The sequence below is a fragment of the Pseudonocardia sp. TMWB2A genome (assembly GCF_017312135.1).
Genome location: NZ_QKQY01000002.1, coordinates 2,259,767 through 2,277,328, shown reverse-complemented (window position 1 = coordinate 2,277,328; position 17,562 = coordinate 2,259,767). Strand labels below are relative to the sequence as shown.

The 17,562-nt window shown below is 70.8% G+C and carries 13 protein-coding genes; 8 read left to right on the top strand and 5 right to left on the bottom strand.

What is annotated here, in order from left to right; all coding sequences use genetic code 11:
- Positions 1 to 210: 210 nt before the first annotated feature.
- Positions 211 to 996, bottom strand: coding sequence for an alpha/beta fold hydrolase (locus DMP17_RS25470; RefSeq protein WP_337830809.1), 786 nt, complete (start codon positions 994 to 996; stop codon positions 211 to 213).
- 69 nt (positions 997 to 1,065) lie between these two features.
- Positions 1,066 to 1,761 (bottom strand): GntR family transcriptional regulator, encoded by a 696-nt coding sequence (locus DMP17_RS25465; RefSeq protein WP_337830808.1) that lies wholly within the window; start codon positions 1,759 to 1,761, stop codon positions 1,066 to 1,068.
- A gap of 140 nt (positions 1,762 to 1,901) precedes the next feature.
- Here DMP17_RS25465 and DMP17_RS25460 point away from each other — a divergent pair, with 140 nt between their 5' ends.
- The 4 genes from DMP17_RS25460 to DMP17_RS25445 all read left to right on the top strand — a co-directional run bounded on the left by DMP17_RS25460 (position 1,902) and on the right by DMP17_RS25445 (position 7,473).
- The gene (locus tag DMP17_RS25460; RefSeq protein WP_337830807.1) at positions 1,902 to 2,708 is read left to right on the top strand and encodes an alpha/beta fold hydrolase; all 807 of its coding nucleotides are present in this window, start codon (positions 1,902 to 1,904) and stop codon (positions 2,706 to 2,708) included.
- Positions 2,709 to 2,789: 81 nt separating this feature from the next.
- Positions 2,790 to 4,211 carry an aminopeptidase P family protein gene (locus tag DMP17_RS25455; protein WP_337830806.1) on the top strand — a complete coding sequence of 474 codons (1,422 nt, stop codon included), beginning with the start codon at positions 2,790 to 2,792 and terminating at the stop codon, positions 4,209 to 4,211.
- Positions 4,208 to 6,607, top strand: a complete 2,400-nt coding sequence (locus DMP17_RS25450) for a S9 family peptidase (RefSeq protein WP_337830805.1) — start codon at positions 4,208 to 4,210, stop codon at positions 6,605 to 6,607. The genes DMP17_RS25455 and DMP17_RS25450 overlap by 4 nt, the downstream gene beginning before the upstream one ends.
- A gap of 59 nt (positions 6,608 to 6,666) precedes the next feature.
- Complete coding sequence (locus tag DMP17_RS25445; RefSeq protein ID WP_337830804.1) at positions 6,667 to 7,473, top strand: alpha/beta fold hydrolase; 807 nt, start codon at positions 6,667 to 6,669, stop codon at positions 7,471 to 7,473.
- A gap of 723 nt (positions 7,474 to 8,196) precedes the next feature.
- On the opposite strand, the gene DMP17_RS25435 is transcribed toward DMP17_RS25445, so the two are convergent.
- Complete coding sequence (locus DMP17_RS25435) at positions 8,197 to 9,315, bottom strand: serine hydrolase domain-containing protein (protein ID WP_337830803.1); 1,119 nt, start codon at positions 9,313 to 9,315, stop codon at positions 8,197 to 8,199.
- Between the two features lie 170 nt (positions 9,316 to 9,485).
- Positions 9,486 to 10,604, bottom strand: a complete 1,119-nt coding sequence (locus tag DMP17_RS25430; protein ID WP_226354283.1) for a DUF418 domain-containing protein — start codon at positions 10,602 to 10,604, stop codon at positions 9,486 to 9,488.
- A gap of 642 nt (positions 10,605 to 11,246) precedes the next feature.
- On the opposite strand from DMP17_RS25430, the gene DMP17_RS25425 reads away from it, so the two are divergent.
- From DMP17_RS25425 to DMP17_RS25410, 4 genes are all read left to right on the top strand, one after another.
- Positions 11,247 to 11,513 carry an amidohydrolase family protein gene (locus DMP17_RS25425; RefSeq protein WP_226354282.1) on the top strand — a complete coding sequence of 89 codons (267 nt, stop codon included), beginning with the start codon at positions 11,247 to 11,249 and terminating at the stop codon, positions 11,511 to 11,513.
- 125 nt (positions 11,514 to 11,638) lie between these two features.
- Positions 11,639 to 12,373, top strand: a complete 735-nt coding sequence (locus DMP17_RS25420; RefSeq protein WP_226354281.1) for a DUF1345 domain-containing protein — start codon at positions 11,639 to 11,641, stop codon at positions 12,371 to 12,373.
- A 1,175-nt stretch (positions 12,374 to 13,548) separates the two neighbouring features.
- Positions 13,549 to 14,964 carry an MFS transporter gene (locus DMP17_RS25415; RefSeq protein WP_337830802.1) on the top strand — a complete coding sequence of 472 codons (1,416 nt, stop codon included), beginning with the start codon at positions 13,549 to 13,551 and terminating at the stop codon, positions 14,962 to 14,964.
- Entirely contained in the window at positions 14,961 to 16,184 is a 1,224-nt protein-coding gene (locus DMP17_RS25410; RefSeq protein ID WP_226354279.1) for a metal-dependent hydrolase family protein, read from the top strand. Before DMP17_RS25415 ends, DMP17_RS25410 begins: the two co-directional genes overlap by 4 nt.
- A 25-nt stretch (positions 16,185 to 16,209) precedes the next feature.
- On the opposite strand, the gene DMP17_RS25405 is transcribed toward DMP17_RS25410, so the two are convergent.
- On the bottom strand, positions 16,210 to 17,448 hold the full coding sequence (locus tag DMP17_RS25405; protein WP_226354278.1) for a PucR family transcriptional regulator: 1,239 nt from the start codon (positions 17,446 to 17,448) through the stop codon (positions 16,210 to 16,212).
- Between the last annotated feature and the right edge of the window lie 114 nt (positions 17,449 to 17,562).

Below are 17,562 nucleotides of genomic sequence, written 5' to 3'. Positions count from 1 at the left end.
CGCCGGTGGGCGGTCGAACGGACCCTGGCCTGGCCCACCGCGCACCGCCGCCTGGCTCGTGACTACGAACGTCACCGAGCTTCCTCCGAGGCCATGGTCCGCTGGGCAGTGATCAACACCATGACCCGCCGCCTGGCCCGGGGGAGGCTCCGCCATTCGACAGCAACGACGCCAGTTTGCACCTACAAGCTGATCTTCTTGAACACCCTCTCAAGGGTCGGTGCGGGCGACCATGTCGCGGACCGTGGCCAGTGTCCGGTCCGGGAACTCGAGATGCATCGCGTGTGTCGAGCCCGGCCAGATCTCGAGTGTCCCGCCGAAGCCGTCGGCCAGCCTGCGGTGGCTGGCGTTGACCCTGCCGCCCTTGCGGTCGGCGGTCACCACGACGGTGGGTACGTGGCGGAGGTCGGTCTCGCGGAACTGGTCGGCCGTACGCGCGAGACCGTGTAGCGATCGCCGTAGCTGGGGGTGGTCGGTGTCGGCGAGGCGTCGGTAGGCATCGATGCAGTCGGGGCGGAGCGGGCGGCGTCGGATCGACCTGTCGATGGACCGGAGCGTGGCGTACCTCAGCAGCGCCGGGACGCCGGGGAGACGGGCGGCGGCGGCGACCATCCCGTAGGCGCGTTCCAGCCGCGCGGCGACGGTCGGGTCGTTGACCGGGGTGGGGTCCAGCAGGACGAGCCCGGCGACATCGTCGGGGTGATCGTGGGCGAGCGATGCGGCGGCGGCGCCACCGAGGCTCTGGCCGACAACGATTACCGGGCCGACCTGCAGGTCGGTGATCATGCGGTGCAGGTGCGACGACGCTTCGGCGAAGGTTCCGCGCTCGGTGGAGAGTCCGGTCCCGGGGCGGTCGTACTCGATCACTCGACACCCCGGTTCGTCGCGCAGCCCCCTGACGAGGCCCGGGAAGAAGCCGTGGCTGGAGGCAGCACCTCCGGCCAGCAGCAGCATCGTGGGGCCGTCGCCACCGTGGATGCGGATGGTCTCGTTCATCAGCGCTCCTGTTCGTGTGATCGATGTGTCGGTCGGGCGGTGTGGTCGACGGTGACGTCGTGCGAGGGGTCAGCGGCCGAGCATGCGTGCTGCGTCCTCGGATCGGGCGAGGCTGTGCAGCAGGGCCGCCCGACCGGTGTGGTCGATGTCGTCGGCGAGCGCGGCGACGGCGGGCTCGCCGCCTTCACGCAGGCGCTCGAACAGCGTTCGGTGCAGGGCCGCCATCGCCGCCGCGTCGAAGTCGGGCCGGACGAAGGTCAGCAGCAGCCGCAGCTCGTCCTCGCAGCGCCGGTAGCTGTCCATGAGCAGTGGGTTGCCGGATGCGGCGACGATCCGTTCGTGGATCGCGCTGTGCGCCATGGTGAGCTCGCGCCACGCGAGCGGCTCGTCGCGTTCGGCAATCGCCTCCAGGTGCTCGACGGCGGCCTCGACCTCCGACAGGTCCGCGCCGGCGGTCTGCGCGAGACGCAGCGCGCCGAGCTCGAGCACCTTGCGGTAGTCGAAGACCTCGTCGATGCGGGTCCTGCTCAGCGGTGCCACGCCGACGCCGCGATGGCGCTCGTGGGTGACGAGACGGGAGTCGACGAGCAGGCGCAGCGCGGCACGGATCGTGTGCCGGGCGACGTCGAACCGCTTCGCGAGGCTCTCCTCGCGGAACCGGGTGCCGACCGGGTGTGCGCCGTCGAGCAGCTCGTCGCGCAGCACGGCGGCGACCCGCTCCGCTGCGGTCTCCGCGCGGTCGTTCCCGCGGATGGTTGCGCTCATGCGTGCACCTCCATATTGTTCCACAATATAGCCCGACGATTGATGACCAAATCTTGCGCGCGTCGCGCCATCGACGTGCAGGTGAGCGAGGCCCGGACCCGATCCGCCGCCCTCGCGTCAGGGAAGCGACGGAGAGCCCCATGAACGAGAGCACCCAGGTCCACGGCAGCTCTGGTCCTCCCGTCCTGCTGCTGCCCGGAGGCCACGTCAGCTGCCGCGGCTTCTATCCCGGCTACCCGGAAGCCCTCGTCGCGGACCCGGGTGCGCGCGTCATCCTGCACGACCGACCGGGCACGGGTGTCTCGCCGGTGCCGGGGACCCTCGCCGACGCGAGTGAGGACCTGCACGCGCTGGTGGGTCGGCTCGGGATGGGACCCGTCGTCGTGGTCGGGCAGAGCCTCGGCGGCGACGTGGCCCTGCACTTCGCCCGGGACTTCCCCGACGACGTCGCCGGCCTCGTGCTGCTCGATCCCATGCCGTGCGGCGACGTGGAGCTCGCTTCCACGATCGAGGGCATGCACGCCAGGACAACGCGTGCCGTCCGTCTGCCCCTGGTGCGATGGCTCCTGCGTCGCAGGATGCGCGCCGTGATCGAACGCGCCATCGAGAACACCGGACTGCGCGGCCCGTACGCCGACGCGGCGCGGGCGAACGCCGACATCGACGTCCGTGAGCTCTCGCGCGCGATCGAGGGACTCACCGCGCGCGCGGCGGATCTCGACGAGTCGGACCTGCCCCGTGGCGTCCCGGCGGCGATCGTGAGCGCCGACCACGAGCCGGGCCGCATCGGCGACAGCGCACGGGCCGTCCACGCTCGCATCGCCGAGGCGCTCGGCGTGCCGGTCACGCGGTGGCCGGGCACCTCGCACGGGCTTCACCTCGAGCGGCCCGAGCAGACGATCGAGGTCATCCGCGCGGTCGTGCGCGAGAGCGCGAGCCGTGCGTGAGCGGCACAGACCCGACGGAATGGCGTCGCCACCGAGCCGCTCGCCGCCTACGCCATTGCACCCTCAACTGGAGGTCACCCCATGTGCGAACCGACCGACGCCGAGCTCGACGCGCTGCTCACCGCGCGCCCGGGCATGTGCCGCGCCCAGCTGCGACTGCTCGTCGGGGGATGGGCGCCCCCGCCGCCGGGTGCGGTGCCGTGGGCCGGCGCGGAGCCGAGGGCCCGTCGGCGGGCCGAGCTCGCGGACGCGTTTCCCGGCGAGTGGCTCGTGGTCCCCAGCGGTCGTCCGCAGCGCCGGTGCAACGACCTGCTGTATCCGTTCCGGCCGGGCTCGGACTTCACCTGGCTGGTCGGCGACGACGAGCCGGGGTCGGTGCTCGTCGTCGACCCTTGGGGAGCGTCCACGCTCTACCGCGACGAACGTCCCGCACTCGGCGATCCGCTGTCGCTGCTCGACGGTCACCGTGGCGCGTTCTGGGCCGGCCAGCCGACGCCGTCTCCGGTCGTCGCCGCCGAGCTCGGCCTGCCCGTACTCCCGCTCTCGCTGCTTCCCGGGGTGCTCGCCGACACCGGCCCCGTCCGGGCGATCCACGGACTCGATGCCGACGTCGACGCCGCCATCCCGACCAGCGATGCGAGCGCCGAGCTCCCGCGCACGATCGCGCGGATGCGACTGGTGAAAGACACCCACGAGATCGCTCTCCTCCGGCGGACCGCCGCCGACACCGTCGCGGGATTCGAGGCGCTCGCCGCGGCGCTACCGGCGGCGGTCGCGCTCGGTGAGGCGCACCTGGAGGGTGTGTTCGCCCGGCACGCGCGCACGGTGGGGCACGGTCCCGCCTACAACTGCGTCGTCGGCGCCGGGGACAACGCCACGGTGCTGCACTGGATGCGCAACGACGGTGCGGTGCGGGCCGACGACCTCGTGCTGGTCGACGCCGGTGTCGAGGGGGCCGAGCGGTACGCGGCGGACGTGACGCGCACGTTCCCCGCCTCGGGTTCCTTCACACCCGAGCAGCGGGCCGTCTACGACGTCGTGTTCGCCGCGCAGGAGGCCGCGCTCGCCCTCGTCCGACCGGGCGCGACGCTGCGGGACCTGCACGCGGCCGCGATGGACGTCGTGGGCGCGGGTCTGCGCCGGCTCGGCGTGCTCACCGACGAGGTCGCCGGGGAGCTGACCGACGCGCAGACGGCGGTCCGGTGGATGCCGCACGGCATCGGCCACATGCTCGGCGTCGACCTGCACGACTGCATGGCGGTCGCGACCGAGTGGATGACGGCGCCGCTCGAGCCCGGTCACGTCATCACGGTCGAGCCCGGTGTGTACTTGTCGCCGCACGATGCGCACGTGCCAGGGCACCTGCGCGGGATCGGTGTGCGGATCGAGGACGACGTCGTGGTGACCGAGGACGGGTACGAGAACCTGACCGTGGCGCTGCCGCGTTCCTCGGGCGATGTCGAACGGTGGATCGCGTCGATCAATGCGCGAGGTGCGGCGTGAGCGCACCGGAGTTCATGTCCCCCGAGCACGTCGCGATCATGCGCGAGAAGCTGCTCGACGAGCCGACCGTGCTTGCGGTCTGCCGCGACCTCGACCGCAGCTACGGCATCACCTACGTACTCGACGACGGCCCCGGCGGCGAGCAGGTCCGTTGGCAGATGACCTTCGACCCGGAGGCCGGGGTCCACGTCGATCTCGGCGATCCCGCCCGTGCCGACCTCGTGTACCGCGGAACCTGGGCCGCGGTGATGCGAGCGGCGACCGCACGGCGCCGCGGCGAGGAACCGGCCGATCCGCTCACGCTCCACGGCGACCCCGCCGTGCTCGACCGGATCGGTCCTGCCTTCGCAGCGGCGCACCGGGTGGCGGCGATCGAGACGAGCCTGCCCGACGTCGAGGAACGACCGGAGCAGCACGCTCGGATGGGCGCCGACGTCCGCGACACCCCGCTGTACGCAGAGGTCGCGCAGCACCTCGACCGGCTCCTCGGGCCGACGTACGGCCGGCCCGGTGTGCTCCGCGACCTCGAGGTGTCGCCCGATGGCACACAGGTCGTCGTGACCGCGACGGTGCTCGACGGACCCGACGCATCCCCCCGGGCCGCGATCCTCGCGGTGCGCGACGGGTCGATCGAGCCGCTCACCTCCGACGTCGGGTCGGCGCACGGCGCGAGGTTCTCACCGGACGGCCGCACGCTCGCCTTCCTCACCGACCGCCGGACACCCGGTGCCGCGCAGGCCGCCCTGCTGCGGACCGGCCTGGGCGAGGCCGTGGCGGCACCGGTGGCGGCCGGCGCGGTCGAGTACGTGCGCTGGTCACCGGACGGTCGGCACCTGCTGCTGGGGGTGGCCGGCGAGGGAGCCGACCGGGCCGCCGCGGCGGGCTCGGGAACGACCGCCGCACGCCCCGACCCCGATCGTGCCTCGTGGCTGCCCCGGGTGACCTCGGACTCCGACGACGTCCCGTGGCGGACGCTGTGGGTCGTCGACGTCGACAGCGGCGGGCTGCGGCGGGTCGGCCCCGAGCGGTGGAACGTCTGGGAGGCCGACTGGGCCGGATCGGACGCCGTGGTCGCGATCGCCTCGAGCTCCCCGGACGAGGACGCCTGGTACAGGGCGACGCTCGACCATCTCGACCTCGGCACCGGCGACGTCCGGACCCTGCTCACCAGCGACGTCCAGCTCGCCGTGCCCACCGGATCCCCGGACGGCCGTCGGATCGCCGTCGTGCAGGCGCTGTGCAGCGACCGCGGTATCGCCGCCGGCGAGCTCACCGTCGTCGACGTCGACACCGCCGAGACCCACATGCCGGACACGCTCGGCGCCGACGTCTCGGACGTGCGGTGGATCGACCCGCAGCGGCTCGGGTACGCGGGCCTGCGGCGTCTGGAGTGCGTCGCCGGCACCGTCGACACGACCCGGTGGACCACCGAGGAACAGGTGCAGAGCACGGGCTCCCTCGGCGGCGGGTCAATGCATCCGGCGGCGGCCTTCGCCGGCGACGACGTGCTCACCATCCAGGAGAGCTACGTCAAGCCGCAGCGGATCGTGCGTACCTCGGGTGGCCGGGACGACCTGCTGTACGAGCACCGTCACGCCGGCGTCGACCACCTCCGCTCGATCGCCGGGACCGCCGCCGCCGTGCGGTGGCAGGCGCCGGACGGGCTCGAGATCGACGGCATTCTCTGCACCCCGGACGGTGCCGGCCCGTTCGCGCTCGTGGTCAACCTGCACGGCGGGCCGGTCTGGGGTTTCCGCGAGACGCAGGGCATGACCTACCCCTGGGTGGCGTTCCTCGTCTCGCGCGGCTTCGCCGTGCTGAGCCCGAACCCGAGGGGCAGCAGCGGTCGCGGACGGGCCTTCGCCGAGCGCGTCGTCGGCGACATGGGCGGCGCCGACGCGCACGACGTGCTCGCCGGGATCGCTTCGCTCGTCGACCGCGGCATGGCCGACCCGGATCGTGTCGGGCTCATCGGCGGCAGCTACGGCGGCTTCCTCTCCGCGTGGCTCCCCACGCTGGACACGCGCATCGCGGCCGCCGTGCCGATGTCCCCGGTCACCGACTGGACGAGCCAGACATTCACGACGAACATCGCGCGATGGGGACTGCAGTTCCTGCAGGCCGATCCGCAGGACGGGGACGGCCACCTGCACACCAGGAGCCCCGTGACGTACGCGAGCCGGGTGCGGACGCCGTGCCTGCTCGTCGCCGGAGCGCACGACCGGTGCACCCCGCCGGGGCAGGCCGAGGAATTCCACCGCGCCTTGAGGCTGCACGACGTGCCGTCCGCGCTCGTCGTCTACCCGGAGGAAGGCCACGGCGTACGGCACCCCGCCGCTCGTGCGGATCTCCTGACCAGGGTGGCCTCGTGGTTCGAGCGACACATGCCCCAGTGAACGGGACGGGCGTCGACCCACCGACGCGACAGGCAACAGCACACACGGAGGAGAGCACGGTGGACGACGAGGTACGCATCTACGGTGAGACAGGTCAGCCGGTGCTACTCATTCCGGGCGGTAACGTCACCTGTGACGGCTTCTACCCGGAGCTGATCGAGGCGTTGCTGGACGATCCCGGCGCCCGGGTGATCGTTCACGACCGGCCGGGGACGGGCTCGTCACGCACCGAAGGCACGATCGCCGGCGCCACCCGCCACCTGCATGCGCTCATCCGGCGTCTCGGGATGGGCCCCGTCGTGGTCGTCGGACAGAGCCTCGGGGGCGGGATCGCGCTCCTGCTGGCACACGACTACCCCGACGACGTCGCAGGCATCGTCTTCCTGGACGGCACACCGGTGAACGCCGAAGGGGTCACGCGCCAGGTCGAGCAGTCGCTAATGGACGGCGCAGCGGCCGTCACCGACCCCGCCGCGCGTGCCGACATCGACGAGGCCACCGCCGCCTGGGTCGAGTCCGAGATCGAGAACCACCGGATGCGGCCGCCGCAGGCCGAGGCGATGAGACGGAGCTTCCAGATCGACAAGGCGCGCCTCGCCGACTACGCGAGAGGGCTGGGCGACATCGCCGCGACGTTCGACCAGACACGTCTGCGTCCCGACATCCCGGCTGCGATCATCAGCGCGGACTACCCACCGGGCAACGAGCTGACCGATGCGGGCCTGGCCGCACATCGGCGCATCGCCGAGGCGTTCGGAACGGTCGCCACGATATGGCCCGGCTCCCTCCACACGGTGCACCTCTCGCACCCCCAGGAGACCACCGAGATGGTCCGCGACATCACGCGCCGCGCCGCCGGTATCTGATGTGCGCACGGCGGCGGTGGGGCGGACACCAGTCGACATCACGGCCGGCGCACCACCCGGACACGGCCGCCTTACGGTGCGGAGAGGCCCATCCCGACCGACGAAGCCGTCTCGTCGTCGTTCCCGGTAGTTAACGTCGGCTGGCTGCATTGCCTGCCTGTCCGCGGTGCCTGACCCCGTGACCAGCCACTGGGACGGGGACCTACGATCCCACGCCTGCTGATCTGTAGAGAGCGGTGGATCTCCTGAGCCGCGCACACCGCCGCCCGGCCCGGGACCAAAGGCGCCTCCGCGCCGTGTCCAGGCCATGACCCACCCGACGCATCGCGCCATCGCGGGCATGCCCGACGCCAGCAGAAGCACGTGTTCCCTCCCGCCACACGGACTTCTCAAACACGTTCTGAGAGACGGCGAGGGCGCGGGCCCCCGCAACGAGTTCACGCTGCGGCCCGGTCGTCACCGCAGCGCTCGGTCTGCCGACTATTTCTGCCATCTGCGTTCGCCTGGCAATGCCCAACGAACGAGAACGCCAACGGGCTGCCCCGCGAGTGCTTCCCTAAGGGCACTGAGCTGAGCGTCTATACCGTTGACCATCTCGAAGAGGTCGCCGCCGAGCACAACGCCCGCCCTCGCAAGGTCCTCGGGTGGTCCAGCCCGCAGGCCGCTTTCAGTAGCCTTCGGGACGTCCCCGTGTTGCGACGCTGACTGGAACCCGCCCCGTCGTTACGGGGTTACTCCGGACCCGCCGTCGACAGCGCTGGCTCGATCGACGGCGAAGTCGATGAGTCGTTGTCCCATTTGCGGGAACTCCATGACGTCCTGGAGATTCTCCGCGCTTGACGTCATCGCCACGAGGCCCGTTCCCGACTTGCGATGCAGAGCGCCGAAGGACTGGTACGACATCGTCGCTCCGGCGTGTTGGCTAACCGGACCGTGGCCATGGTCCAGGTTCCACCAGCCGATTGCCTGCCGGAAGCCGGCGGTACTGCCGTATGGGGTGTTCGCCGGATCAGAACCCGCCGGCCACTCGAACTCTGTCTCCTGGGCGAATCGCAGGGCCGTCGTCAGCTCGCTGTCGTCATGTGCGAGGTTGGCTTCGATGAAGGTCAACATGTCGGCCATGGTGGACCGGATTCCCCCTTGCGGGAGCATGATGTCCCAGTACCAGTTCGGCGACGGCGTGCCATCTGCGTAGTAGCCTCGGGCCAATCGGGAGGATTGGTCCGTCGATAGTGTGTAGGCGGTGTCGACGAGACCCAGGGGGTCGCCGAGGTGACGCTTCAGGAGCGATTCGAAGGTCTGTCCTGATGCGACTTCGAGGATGTGGCCCAGCACGGATAATCCGGTACGCGAGTACTCCCAACCGCTACCACGCGGCCGGACGAGTTCGGCAGCCTCCAGCTCCTCGTCCAGATGAGCTTTGGTGTAGTCGGCGTAGTACGTGAACCGCGTGGGGTCTTCCGTCGACACCGCCTCGCTGATCATGCGAGCGAGTACCACGCCGTCCCCCGACAGGCCGGACGTATGCGTCGCAAGGTCGAACACGGTGATCTCGCCGACCTCCGACCTGATGTTCAGATCCGGGAAGTAGTCAGCGATGGTGTCGGTGAAGGAGAGCACGCCCTGCGATACGAGAATCGAGAGTACAGATGTCGTGTACACCTTCGAGAACGACCCGATCTCGTAGAGCGTCCGCTCGTCCGGCACCGTGACGTACTGGGCGTCCGGTGAGCGGAAAGCGAAGATCGACCGGTGTCCGTTCTGGGTCAAGCCGATCGTGAGTGTCAGCTCGTTCCGGTTGCGGATATACTCTTGGCCGGCTTTCTCGAGTTCGAGCTGCACAGTCAACAATTCTTCTGTCCCATGATTTGACCTTTCCTTTACATCTCATTGTGGTTACCTGCCACGGGCATGTCACCGAGATTGCGCCGGTCCTGTCGTCGAATTTGCTCGGCCGCGCCACGGCTTGGCTGCATGACGGTTGTTCGGCGGACCCGTGGGTCCAGGCGAGGTCAGCCGGTACGTGCCGGTCGTTTGCCGTGGGTCAGTCGGCGGAGTACCACCTCGGCGGGACCGCGTCGTCCGGCACGGTCGAGGGCCGCTGAGAGAGCGATCCCGAGCAGCCAGGTCGTGAGGCCGAGCAGCGAGGCTTGCCACACCGTCAGGTCGGCGCCCAGCCCGAGCGACCAGGCGGGCAGCAGAGCGCAGAAGACGACGGACTGGCCGAGGTAGTTCGACAGCGACCGCCGACCGGTGGCGAGCAGCGCCTGCGGGACCGCACGCGTCGCGAACAGGCCGAACAGCGCCCCGAACCCGAGTCCGCCTGCGAGCCCTCCGGTCTGGTGCAGCACCCCGGCGACCATTGCGAGTCCGATGGTCGGCTGCCACCAATCCACGGCTGCGAGCGCGAGCGGCAGCCCGGTCAGTGCCGCGACGGTGATCCCGATGACGGCGGTTCGGCGCAGGAGCGGGCGGTACCGGCCGGGCTCGTCGAGAATGCCGCGCTGGGCCGCGAGCGCGCCAAGGGCGACCATCCCGACCGTGGTGAGCGCTGCGACGACCGTGCTGCCCAGCCACTCGGGCAGGTGCAGCAGCATGGCCATGGTCGGGCCGGTCGCCGTCATGCTGGGCCAGGCGGGACCCGCTGGCAGGCCCGACGTCGCCCCGACCGCGCCTGCGATCAGCAGGCCGATGACCGCGATCGCTCCCAGGGTGCGGTCCGAGGCGCGGACCACGACCACGGCGGACAGGAGCAGCAGCAAACCGTAGGCGCCGACGATGTCGGCGGGGAACAGCAGCACGCCGTGCAATGCACCGATCGCAATCATCCACGCCCCGCGGCGGCGCAGGACCCCGACGGCGCGGCCCGGCTCCCGCCCTCGTGCGGACTGGACGGCGCCATATCCGACGAGCATCGCGAACAGCGGGTAGGCCCGCCCGTCGACGAACAGCATCTGGAACACGACCACGATCTGGTCGGCCAGGCCCAGGTCGGCCGGGTAGCCACGCAGCCCGGCGGAGCCGTAGAGATAGAGATGGACGTTAGCGAGCGCGATCATCAGCAGCATCGCGCCCCGAGCGAGGTCGGGCGCGACGGCTCGGGCTGTCGGCGTACCGGCGACGGTACTCATGCCCGTCCGCTCGCACGGTGCATCGGTGCGGCAGCGCCGGGCGGTGTGGCCACACCGGTCGGTGTCCTGGGCACTCTCGTCCTCCTAGTCGGGCCGTCGCCACGGTGGCGTCCGGCGGGTGCTCCCCGGCTACGGGCGGGCACAGGTGTGGCGACCGCGGTTGGTTGTTGCTCGCGGCCGTACCAGTGGAAGGTGTGCCGTCGGGGCAGAGTCAAGGCGGCGGTGCCACTGTCACCGGGTCGGGTTGCTCGACGAGCCCGGACGCGGGCGGAATGACTACGAGCAGTACCGGATGCCCCACTTGCCGAGCTCCTGAGGGTCGCCGCAGCGTCGGACAACTCTCGGGCGGATCTGCTCTCACCAGCAGCGATTCCCCGTGATAGTCGTCAGTGCGCCGATATGCGACGCGATCGCGTACCGAGTTCAACGCCCCGGCCAGGCGCAGCAGGTCGATCCGAGTGCTCGGCGATCAGTGCAGTACTCAGCCGCCGGATCAGGAACGGACCGGCGTGCGGGAACGCCGCCTCAACGCTCGAACCAGGCACGGTCGCAGTAGGGGTCAGCTAGCTCAGGTCCCCAATCCGCGGCTAGAGCTGCAACCCCAGGTAGGCGGTAGAGCGCGAAACCGACCACCGTGACGCCGTGGCCGCCAGCCTCGACTCACTGCGCTGGGCCACCGTCCACGGTGCCGACGCGCTCGGGATGAACGACCGCATCGGCACCCTGTCCCCCGGCAAGCAGGCCGACGTGATCGTCGCGGGAGGCCCGGGCGTCGGCCAGCACCCGGTGTACGACGCCGCCGCCGGGATCGCCGAGCGGGTGCGAGCCACCGCCGGGGCCCTGCCGGGCACGCCCGAGGACGGGTTATCCGACCTCACGGCCCTCGCCACGGCCAACCTGGCGTGCTGACCCCAGTGGTCGCCGCTACCTGCTGACCGCTCCGGCGCGATCGCCCGGTTCCGGCGTCGCCGAGCTCGAGGCGGTGCGATCCTCGCACCGCTCGGAAGATCGATTCACAAGGTGAGGGAACTGAGATGACCACTACCGAGACACCGACTGCCGACAACAGCGTCGCGACGGGCGGGTCGTGGGGCACGCGCGTGCTCGACCTGCTCCTGCTGCTCGTCGCCATCGTCATGTTCGCCGACCTGTCGGTCAACGAGAACATCGACGACGTCGTCTACCAGGTGACCGCGCTGCTGTGGATCGTCCTGGCCAGCGCGTTCATCGGCGTCCGGCTCTACCGGATGCGACGCGCACGGCGCGGCGACGTGAACTGGACGCGACGGCTGCAGGACACCCGGCTGGGCTATCTCGTCGTCACGACGACAGTCCTCACCATCATGAACGCGATCATCCTGCTGCTGCAGTTCACCGGCGACGCCGGGGAGAAGGCGACCGCCGAGCTCGTCGCGCAAGGCGGTGACCCGGACCAGATGGACGCCCTGGTCTCGATGTACTCGGCGTCGGCGCTCCTGCTGATCGTCCTGTCCTGGGTCGTGCTACACCTCAGCTACGCGGAGCGGTACGCCCGGATCTGGGCGCTGGGCCGGAGCAAGGGCGTCGAGCACGTCGAGTTCCCCGGGTGCACGGAGCCGACGCTCACAGAGTTCGTCTACATGGCTGTCACCGTCGGCTTCACCTTCGCGACCTCCGACGTAAGCGTGCTGTCGACGGAGATGCGCTCGAAGATGGTCTTCCACGGACTGCTGGCGTTCCTCTACAACACCGTCATCGTCGCGGCCACGGTCGGCGTCCTCACCGGCTGAGCAGCCCCAAGGCGGGCCGTTTCTGCCACCCGGTCACCTCAACGACAACTTTGTCAGTGCTCCGGGAATTCGTATCCGTGCTGACCTTCGCGCCGTGGAACTCGTCGAAGTGTGTGGCGCCTCGCAGTTGGTCAGGCAACGGGCGGTTAGAGACAACACGATCTTGTCCCTACCGGGTTGTGCCAGCCGAGAGGGGAGGGCCGGGAGATGGGTCGCGAGCGGGACTGGACGGTGGCCCGGCGCAGCACGCGCCGGGTGGGAGGCCAGAGCAGTGACGGTGTCGTTCCTGTAGGACGCAACGATCGCCCGCGAGATGTGCCTGAGCAAACTCATCGACGCACTCGACATCGCGGCCAGGGCGCTGCGTCCGGCGTGGCGCGCAGAGTCCGGTCGCTCGATGTGCGGTGCAGGAACTCGTGACGTTGTCGAGGATCCAGGGTGGGAGTGGGGTGCCGCAGCGGCCGTCGTGGCCTCCCTCGTGGCCTCCAAAGGTGTCTACCGCTGGTGTCAGATGTGCACCGTGTTCCGCCTGACGTGCACGGATGGACCGCCTGCGCATGGTTGGTTCCACGACGGGAGAACTCGTAATGCGCAGGTCTGGGGTTCGACCCCCCAAGGCGGCTCCGAGAAGCCCCTGGTAGCGACGCTGCCGGGAGCTTTCCCTTTGGCCTGGCGGGCAGAAATCCCCTCCACCCCCCGGCTTCCGTGCCATCCCCTTCGGCCCTGCTCGACCGTTCGGCTACAGCGTGTAGCGAACACGACGGAGCGCGCCTGCGGACGATCGTGATCAACTTGCCGCTCGGGCGACTGCGCTCGTGGCTCCGTGCGGAGTGCCGTCGCGGTCCTCAACCGCGGGAGGTGCGGCTACGGCAGGCGTCGGCCGTAGCGGCGCGACACCGTGGCTCGGATCTCCGCCGAGTCGCTCGCAGCCGGCGTCACCGCCCCCCCTCGGCGTACAGCCGCTGCGCACCCGGTTCCACGATCACCGCCGCGAACTGGTCCTCCCTCGGCCGGACCGTGCCGCAACCGGGCGCGACACATGTCGCGGCCCGGCCACACAAGTCGCAACCGACGACCACTGCTCTGCCCGGGACGGGCGCACCAGGCTGGGCCCCTCAGCCGTCGGTCCGCGCTGCGCAGGGTCGTCGCGATCGCCGATGACGAAGGGACCTAGCATGAGCGTTCCGGAGCCCCGTCGCGAAGACCTCGTCGAGGTGCCGTCCGGTCGTCGCCGGACCGTTCTCGCCGCCGCGGTCGGGAACTACGTCGAGTGGTACGAGTTCGCGGTATACGGCGTGGTCGCGGCCTACATCTCGCGAGCGATGTTCCCCGCCGACGACCCGTCCGTCGCGATGCTGAACACCTGGGCGACCTATGCGGTCTCGTTCCTGGCACGTCCGGTCGGCGGCGTCCTCCTCGCGCGCTTGGGCGACCGGCATGGTCGTCAGCACATCCTCTACGTCACCATCGCGATGATGTCGATCGCGACGTTCTCCATCGCCCTCATCCCGTCCTACGCGGTGGTGGGGATCGCGGCACCGATCCTGCTCGTCTGCGCTCGCCTCGCCCAGGGCATCGCCGCAGGCGGGGAGTTCGCCGGGGCGACGGCGTTCCTCTACGAGCACGCGCCGGCCGGGCGCCGGGCCCGGACGGTCAGCTACCTGGGCGCCAGTACCTTCTGCGCGATCGTCTCCGGATCCGCGGTGGCGACCCTGCTCGCCGTCGCACTGCCCGCCGAGATGATGCAGTCCTGGGGGTGGCGCGTGGTCTTCGCCACGGCGCTCCCGCTCGGCCTCGTCGGCATCTACATCCGACGCCGGCTCACCGACACCCCCGCCTTCCACGCCCTGCGCGAGCAGGCCGAGTCGGACGACCACGGGGACGACCACCTGAGCCTGTGGCAGGTGGTCCGACGGAACCACCGCGCGATACTGCTCTACCTGGGGTTCGGCAGCTTCTACTCCGTCGCCGTCTACGTCAGTTTCACCGCCTACTTCGCGTACATGCAGGTCAACGGGATGCCACCGGGCCCGGCTCTGGCGATCAACACCGTCGGCGGCGTCGTCGTCATCGTCGGGATCCTCCTCTCGGGCGGTCTGGCCGACCGGGTCGGCCGACGGCCGTTGCTGATCGCGTGCATCGGCGCCCTCGCCGTCGTGACCGTTCCCACGTTCCTGCTGGGGGCGACCGGCTCCCCGGCACTGGCCCTGCTGGGCGCGTTGCTCTTCGTCGTCCCCCTGTCGGTCCTCATCACCCCGGCCGTCATCTGCGTGGCGGAGCTGTTCCCGGTCCGGGTACGGGTCACCGCGGGAGCGATCGCCTACAACCTGACCGTCGTCGTGGGCGGATTCACCCCGTTCATGGCCGTGTGGCTCACCTCGGCCACCGGTTCCGGCCTGGCCTTCCCGCTGCTGGTCGTCGTGCTCGCCGTCGTGGCGCTGATCGTGGTCCTGCGCGGCTATCGCGAACCGGGTGCGGCGCAGGAGGAACTCGATAGGCTCTCCCCACCGCGTCCCACGGCGGCGGACCGTGCGTCCCCGGTCGTGCGGCCCCCCTTCCGTGACGACGACGAGAGGCCGATCCGACCGTGAGAATCGTAGGAGCGACCGTCGTCGACGGAACCGGGGACGGGCCCATCGACGGCCGGGCGGTCGAGGTGGCGGGCGGACGTATCGTCGGCCGGCCGGCCGCAGCGGGCCCACCGTCCGACGTCGTCGACTGCACCGGCCTGACCGTCGTCCCGGGACTGATCGACGCCCACGTTCATCTCGGCCTCTCCAGCCACATCGACGACGCCCTCGCCTTCCGGATATCGGTCGCGGAGCTGGCCGCCGACATGTTCGAGAACTGCCGCCGCACGCTGCACGCCGGATTCACCACGGTCCGCGACACCGGGGGCATCGACGCGGGACTCGCGGGCGTGGTGGCGAGCGGCAAGATCCCCGGACCGGACATCATCCACTGCGGTCCGGTGCTCTGCCAGACCGCGGGCCACGGGTACCAGGCGGCCGAGTGGGAACCGACCTCGCTGTGGCACCAGCACGACATCCTCGGGCTGCGGTTCGTCGCGCTCCCCGGTGACGGTCCCGACGAGGTCCGGAGGAACGCCCGCGAGGCGTTCGGCCGGGGGGCGAGCTTCCTCAAGATGTGTGTGACGGGCGGTGTCGTCTCGCGCCACGACAAGCTGACCGACACCCAGTTCACCGTCGCGGAGATCGCCGCCGCCGTCGGCGAGGCCGACGCCCGCGGCACCTACGTGACGGTGCACGCCCACAACAACGCGGGGATCCGCAACGCGGTCGCCGCCGGTGTGCGGTGCGTCGAGCACGGGACCATGGTCGACGACGAGACGGCCGCACTGCTCGCGGCGCACGACGTCGCGCTCGTCCCCACCCTGTCCGTCGTGCGTCTGCTGACGGAGAGCACCACCGGGGCGGGCCTTCCGGAGTCCATGCGGTCGCGGCTCGACGGCACCTACCAGGGAATGGTGGACGCCGTCGGAGCCGCGCGTCGCGCGGGTGTCCGGGTGGGCCTGGGGTCGGACCTGATCGGCCCGAACCAGGACCGGCGCGGCCTGGAGCTGCTCCTACGTTCCCGCATCGAGAGTCCGCAGGCGGCACTCGAGGCGGCGACGAGGGTGAACGCCGAGATCCTCGGGATCGCCGACGAGGTGGGAACGATCGAACCGGGGAAGCGCGCCGACCTGGTGGCGTTCGCCGGGAACCCGCTGGATGACCCGGAGCTGTTCGAGGATCCCGACGCGGTCGTCCTCGTCGTCCAGAACGGGAGGATCGTGAAGGACCTGCGCTGACGTCGGTCGCGGCGCACTCGCCACGTCATGGCTGCTCGCCGACGGCTCGCGACGCAGACGAGGCGGCGAGCGCCCGCAGCTTGAGTCCCAGGTGCAGGGTCAGCCGGTCGTCACCGTCGTCGAGCCGGTGGTCGGTGATCTCCTCGATGCGTCGGAGCCGGTGGTACAGCGTCGCCCGGTGGATGCACAGGCGCCCCGCGGCCCGCCGGACGTCGCAGGCGCTGTCGAGGTACGTCTCGAGGGTCGTGACGAGCACCCGCCGCCCGTCCGCGGCGTCGAGGGCCTCCAACGCCGGCACCCGCGCGGCGGCCGCCAGCTCGTCGGCCGGCAGCCGGAGCAGGACGTCGTGGACCCCCAGCCGTCCCCAGCTCGCCACCTCCCCCAGCGAGGGCACCAACAGCGCAGCGCGTGCGGCGGCGAATGCCTGACGGTGGGCGTGGACGACCTGGTCGAGCTCCTCCACGACGTCGCTGACGCCGACGACGAACCGGGTGTCGCGCCCGCTCAGCTGCCGGAACCGGGCGAGCACGGTACGGGTGAGCGCGTCGGTCCGGCGCGGGGCCGGGTCGCTCGTGACGGCGAGCAGCAGCCAGGCTCGGGAACGGGTCGCGACCATCAGCCCGACCCCGTCGGGAAGGCTCGCCAACCCGTCCTGGACCGCCGCGGCGACCGCCACGTCGTCCGGCCCCCCGGCCGTGCCCGCGGGCCCCCTCTGCGCCGCGACGACCTGGAAGCCCGTCGTCCGTCCGCCGAACACCTGCTCGGCCCGCAGGTCGTCCACCGCCTGCGACCTGAGCTCCTCGTCGGATGTGACCAGATCCCGCAGGATCGTCTCCCGCCGGACGTTCGTCCGCTCGCGCAGCAGCAGACGCGCATAGAGCATCACTCCCGCGCGCGACGCAGCCTCCTCAGCCATCGCGATCTCGGCGCCGGTCAGCGGGTTCGCCTCGTTGTCGATGAGCCACAGGTGACCGAGCAGCAGGGTGTTGCACCGCACGGGAGCGCAGAGCCGCCTCCCGATCCCCGGCAGGTCGAGCTCCACCGTGCCCGGCCGGGTCCATCCGCCGATGCCGAGGGCGAGCAGCGCGCGGGTCACCTCCTCGGACACCGCCCGGTTCAGCACCGACGTGATCCGCGTCGGGTCCTCGTCCCCGAAGTGCCTGCTGGCGGCCAGGAGCCGGATCGCCGGATCGTCGATCGCCACCGACCGCCCCAGCCGCCCGGCCAGGTCGTCGACGAGCAGCTGCAGGTCCTCGTCGGGCATGGGGCTCCTCCGGGCTCGTCGCGGCCGCACGGTGGGCGCGTCCGGGTGGCGGACCGGTCCGAACCGTACCGAGACCGCCGGTCGCAGGGCCGGGCCGTCGAGGGGACGGGTGTG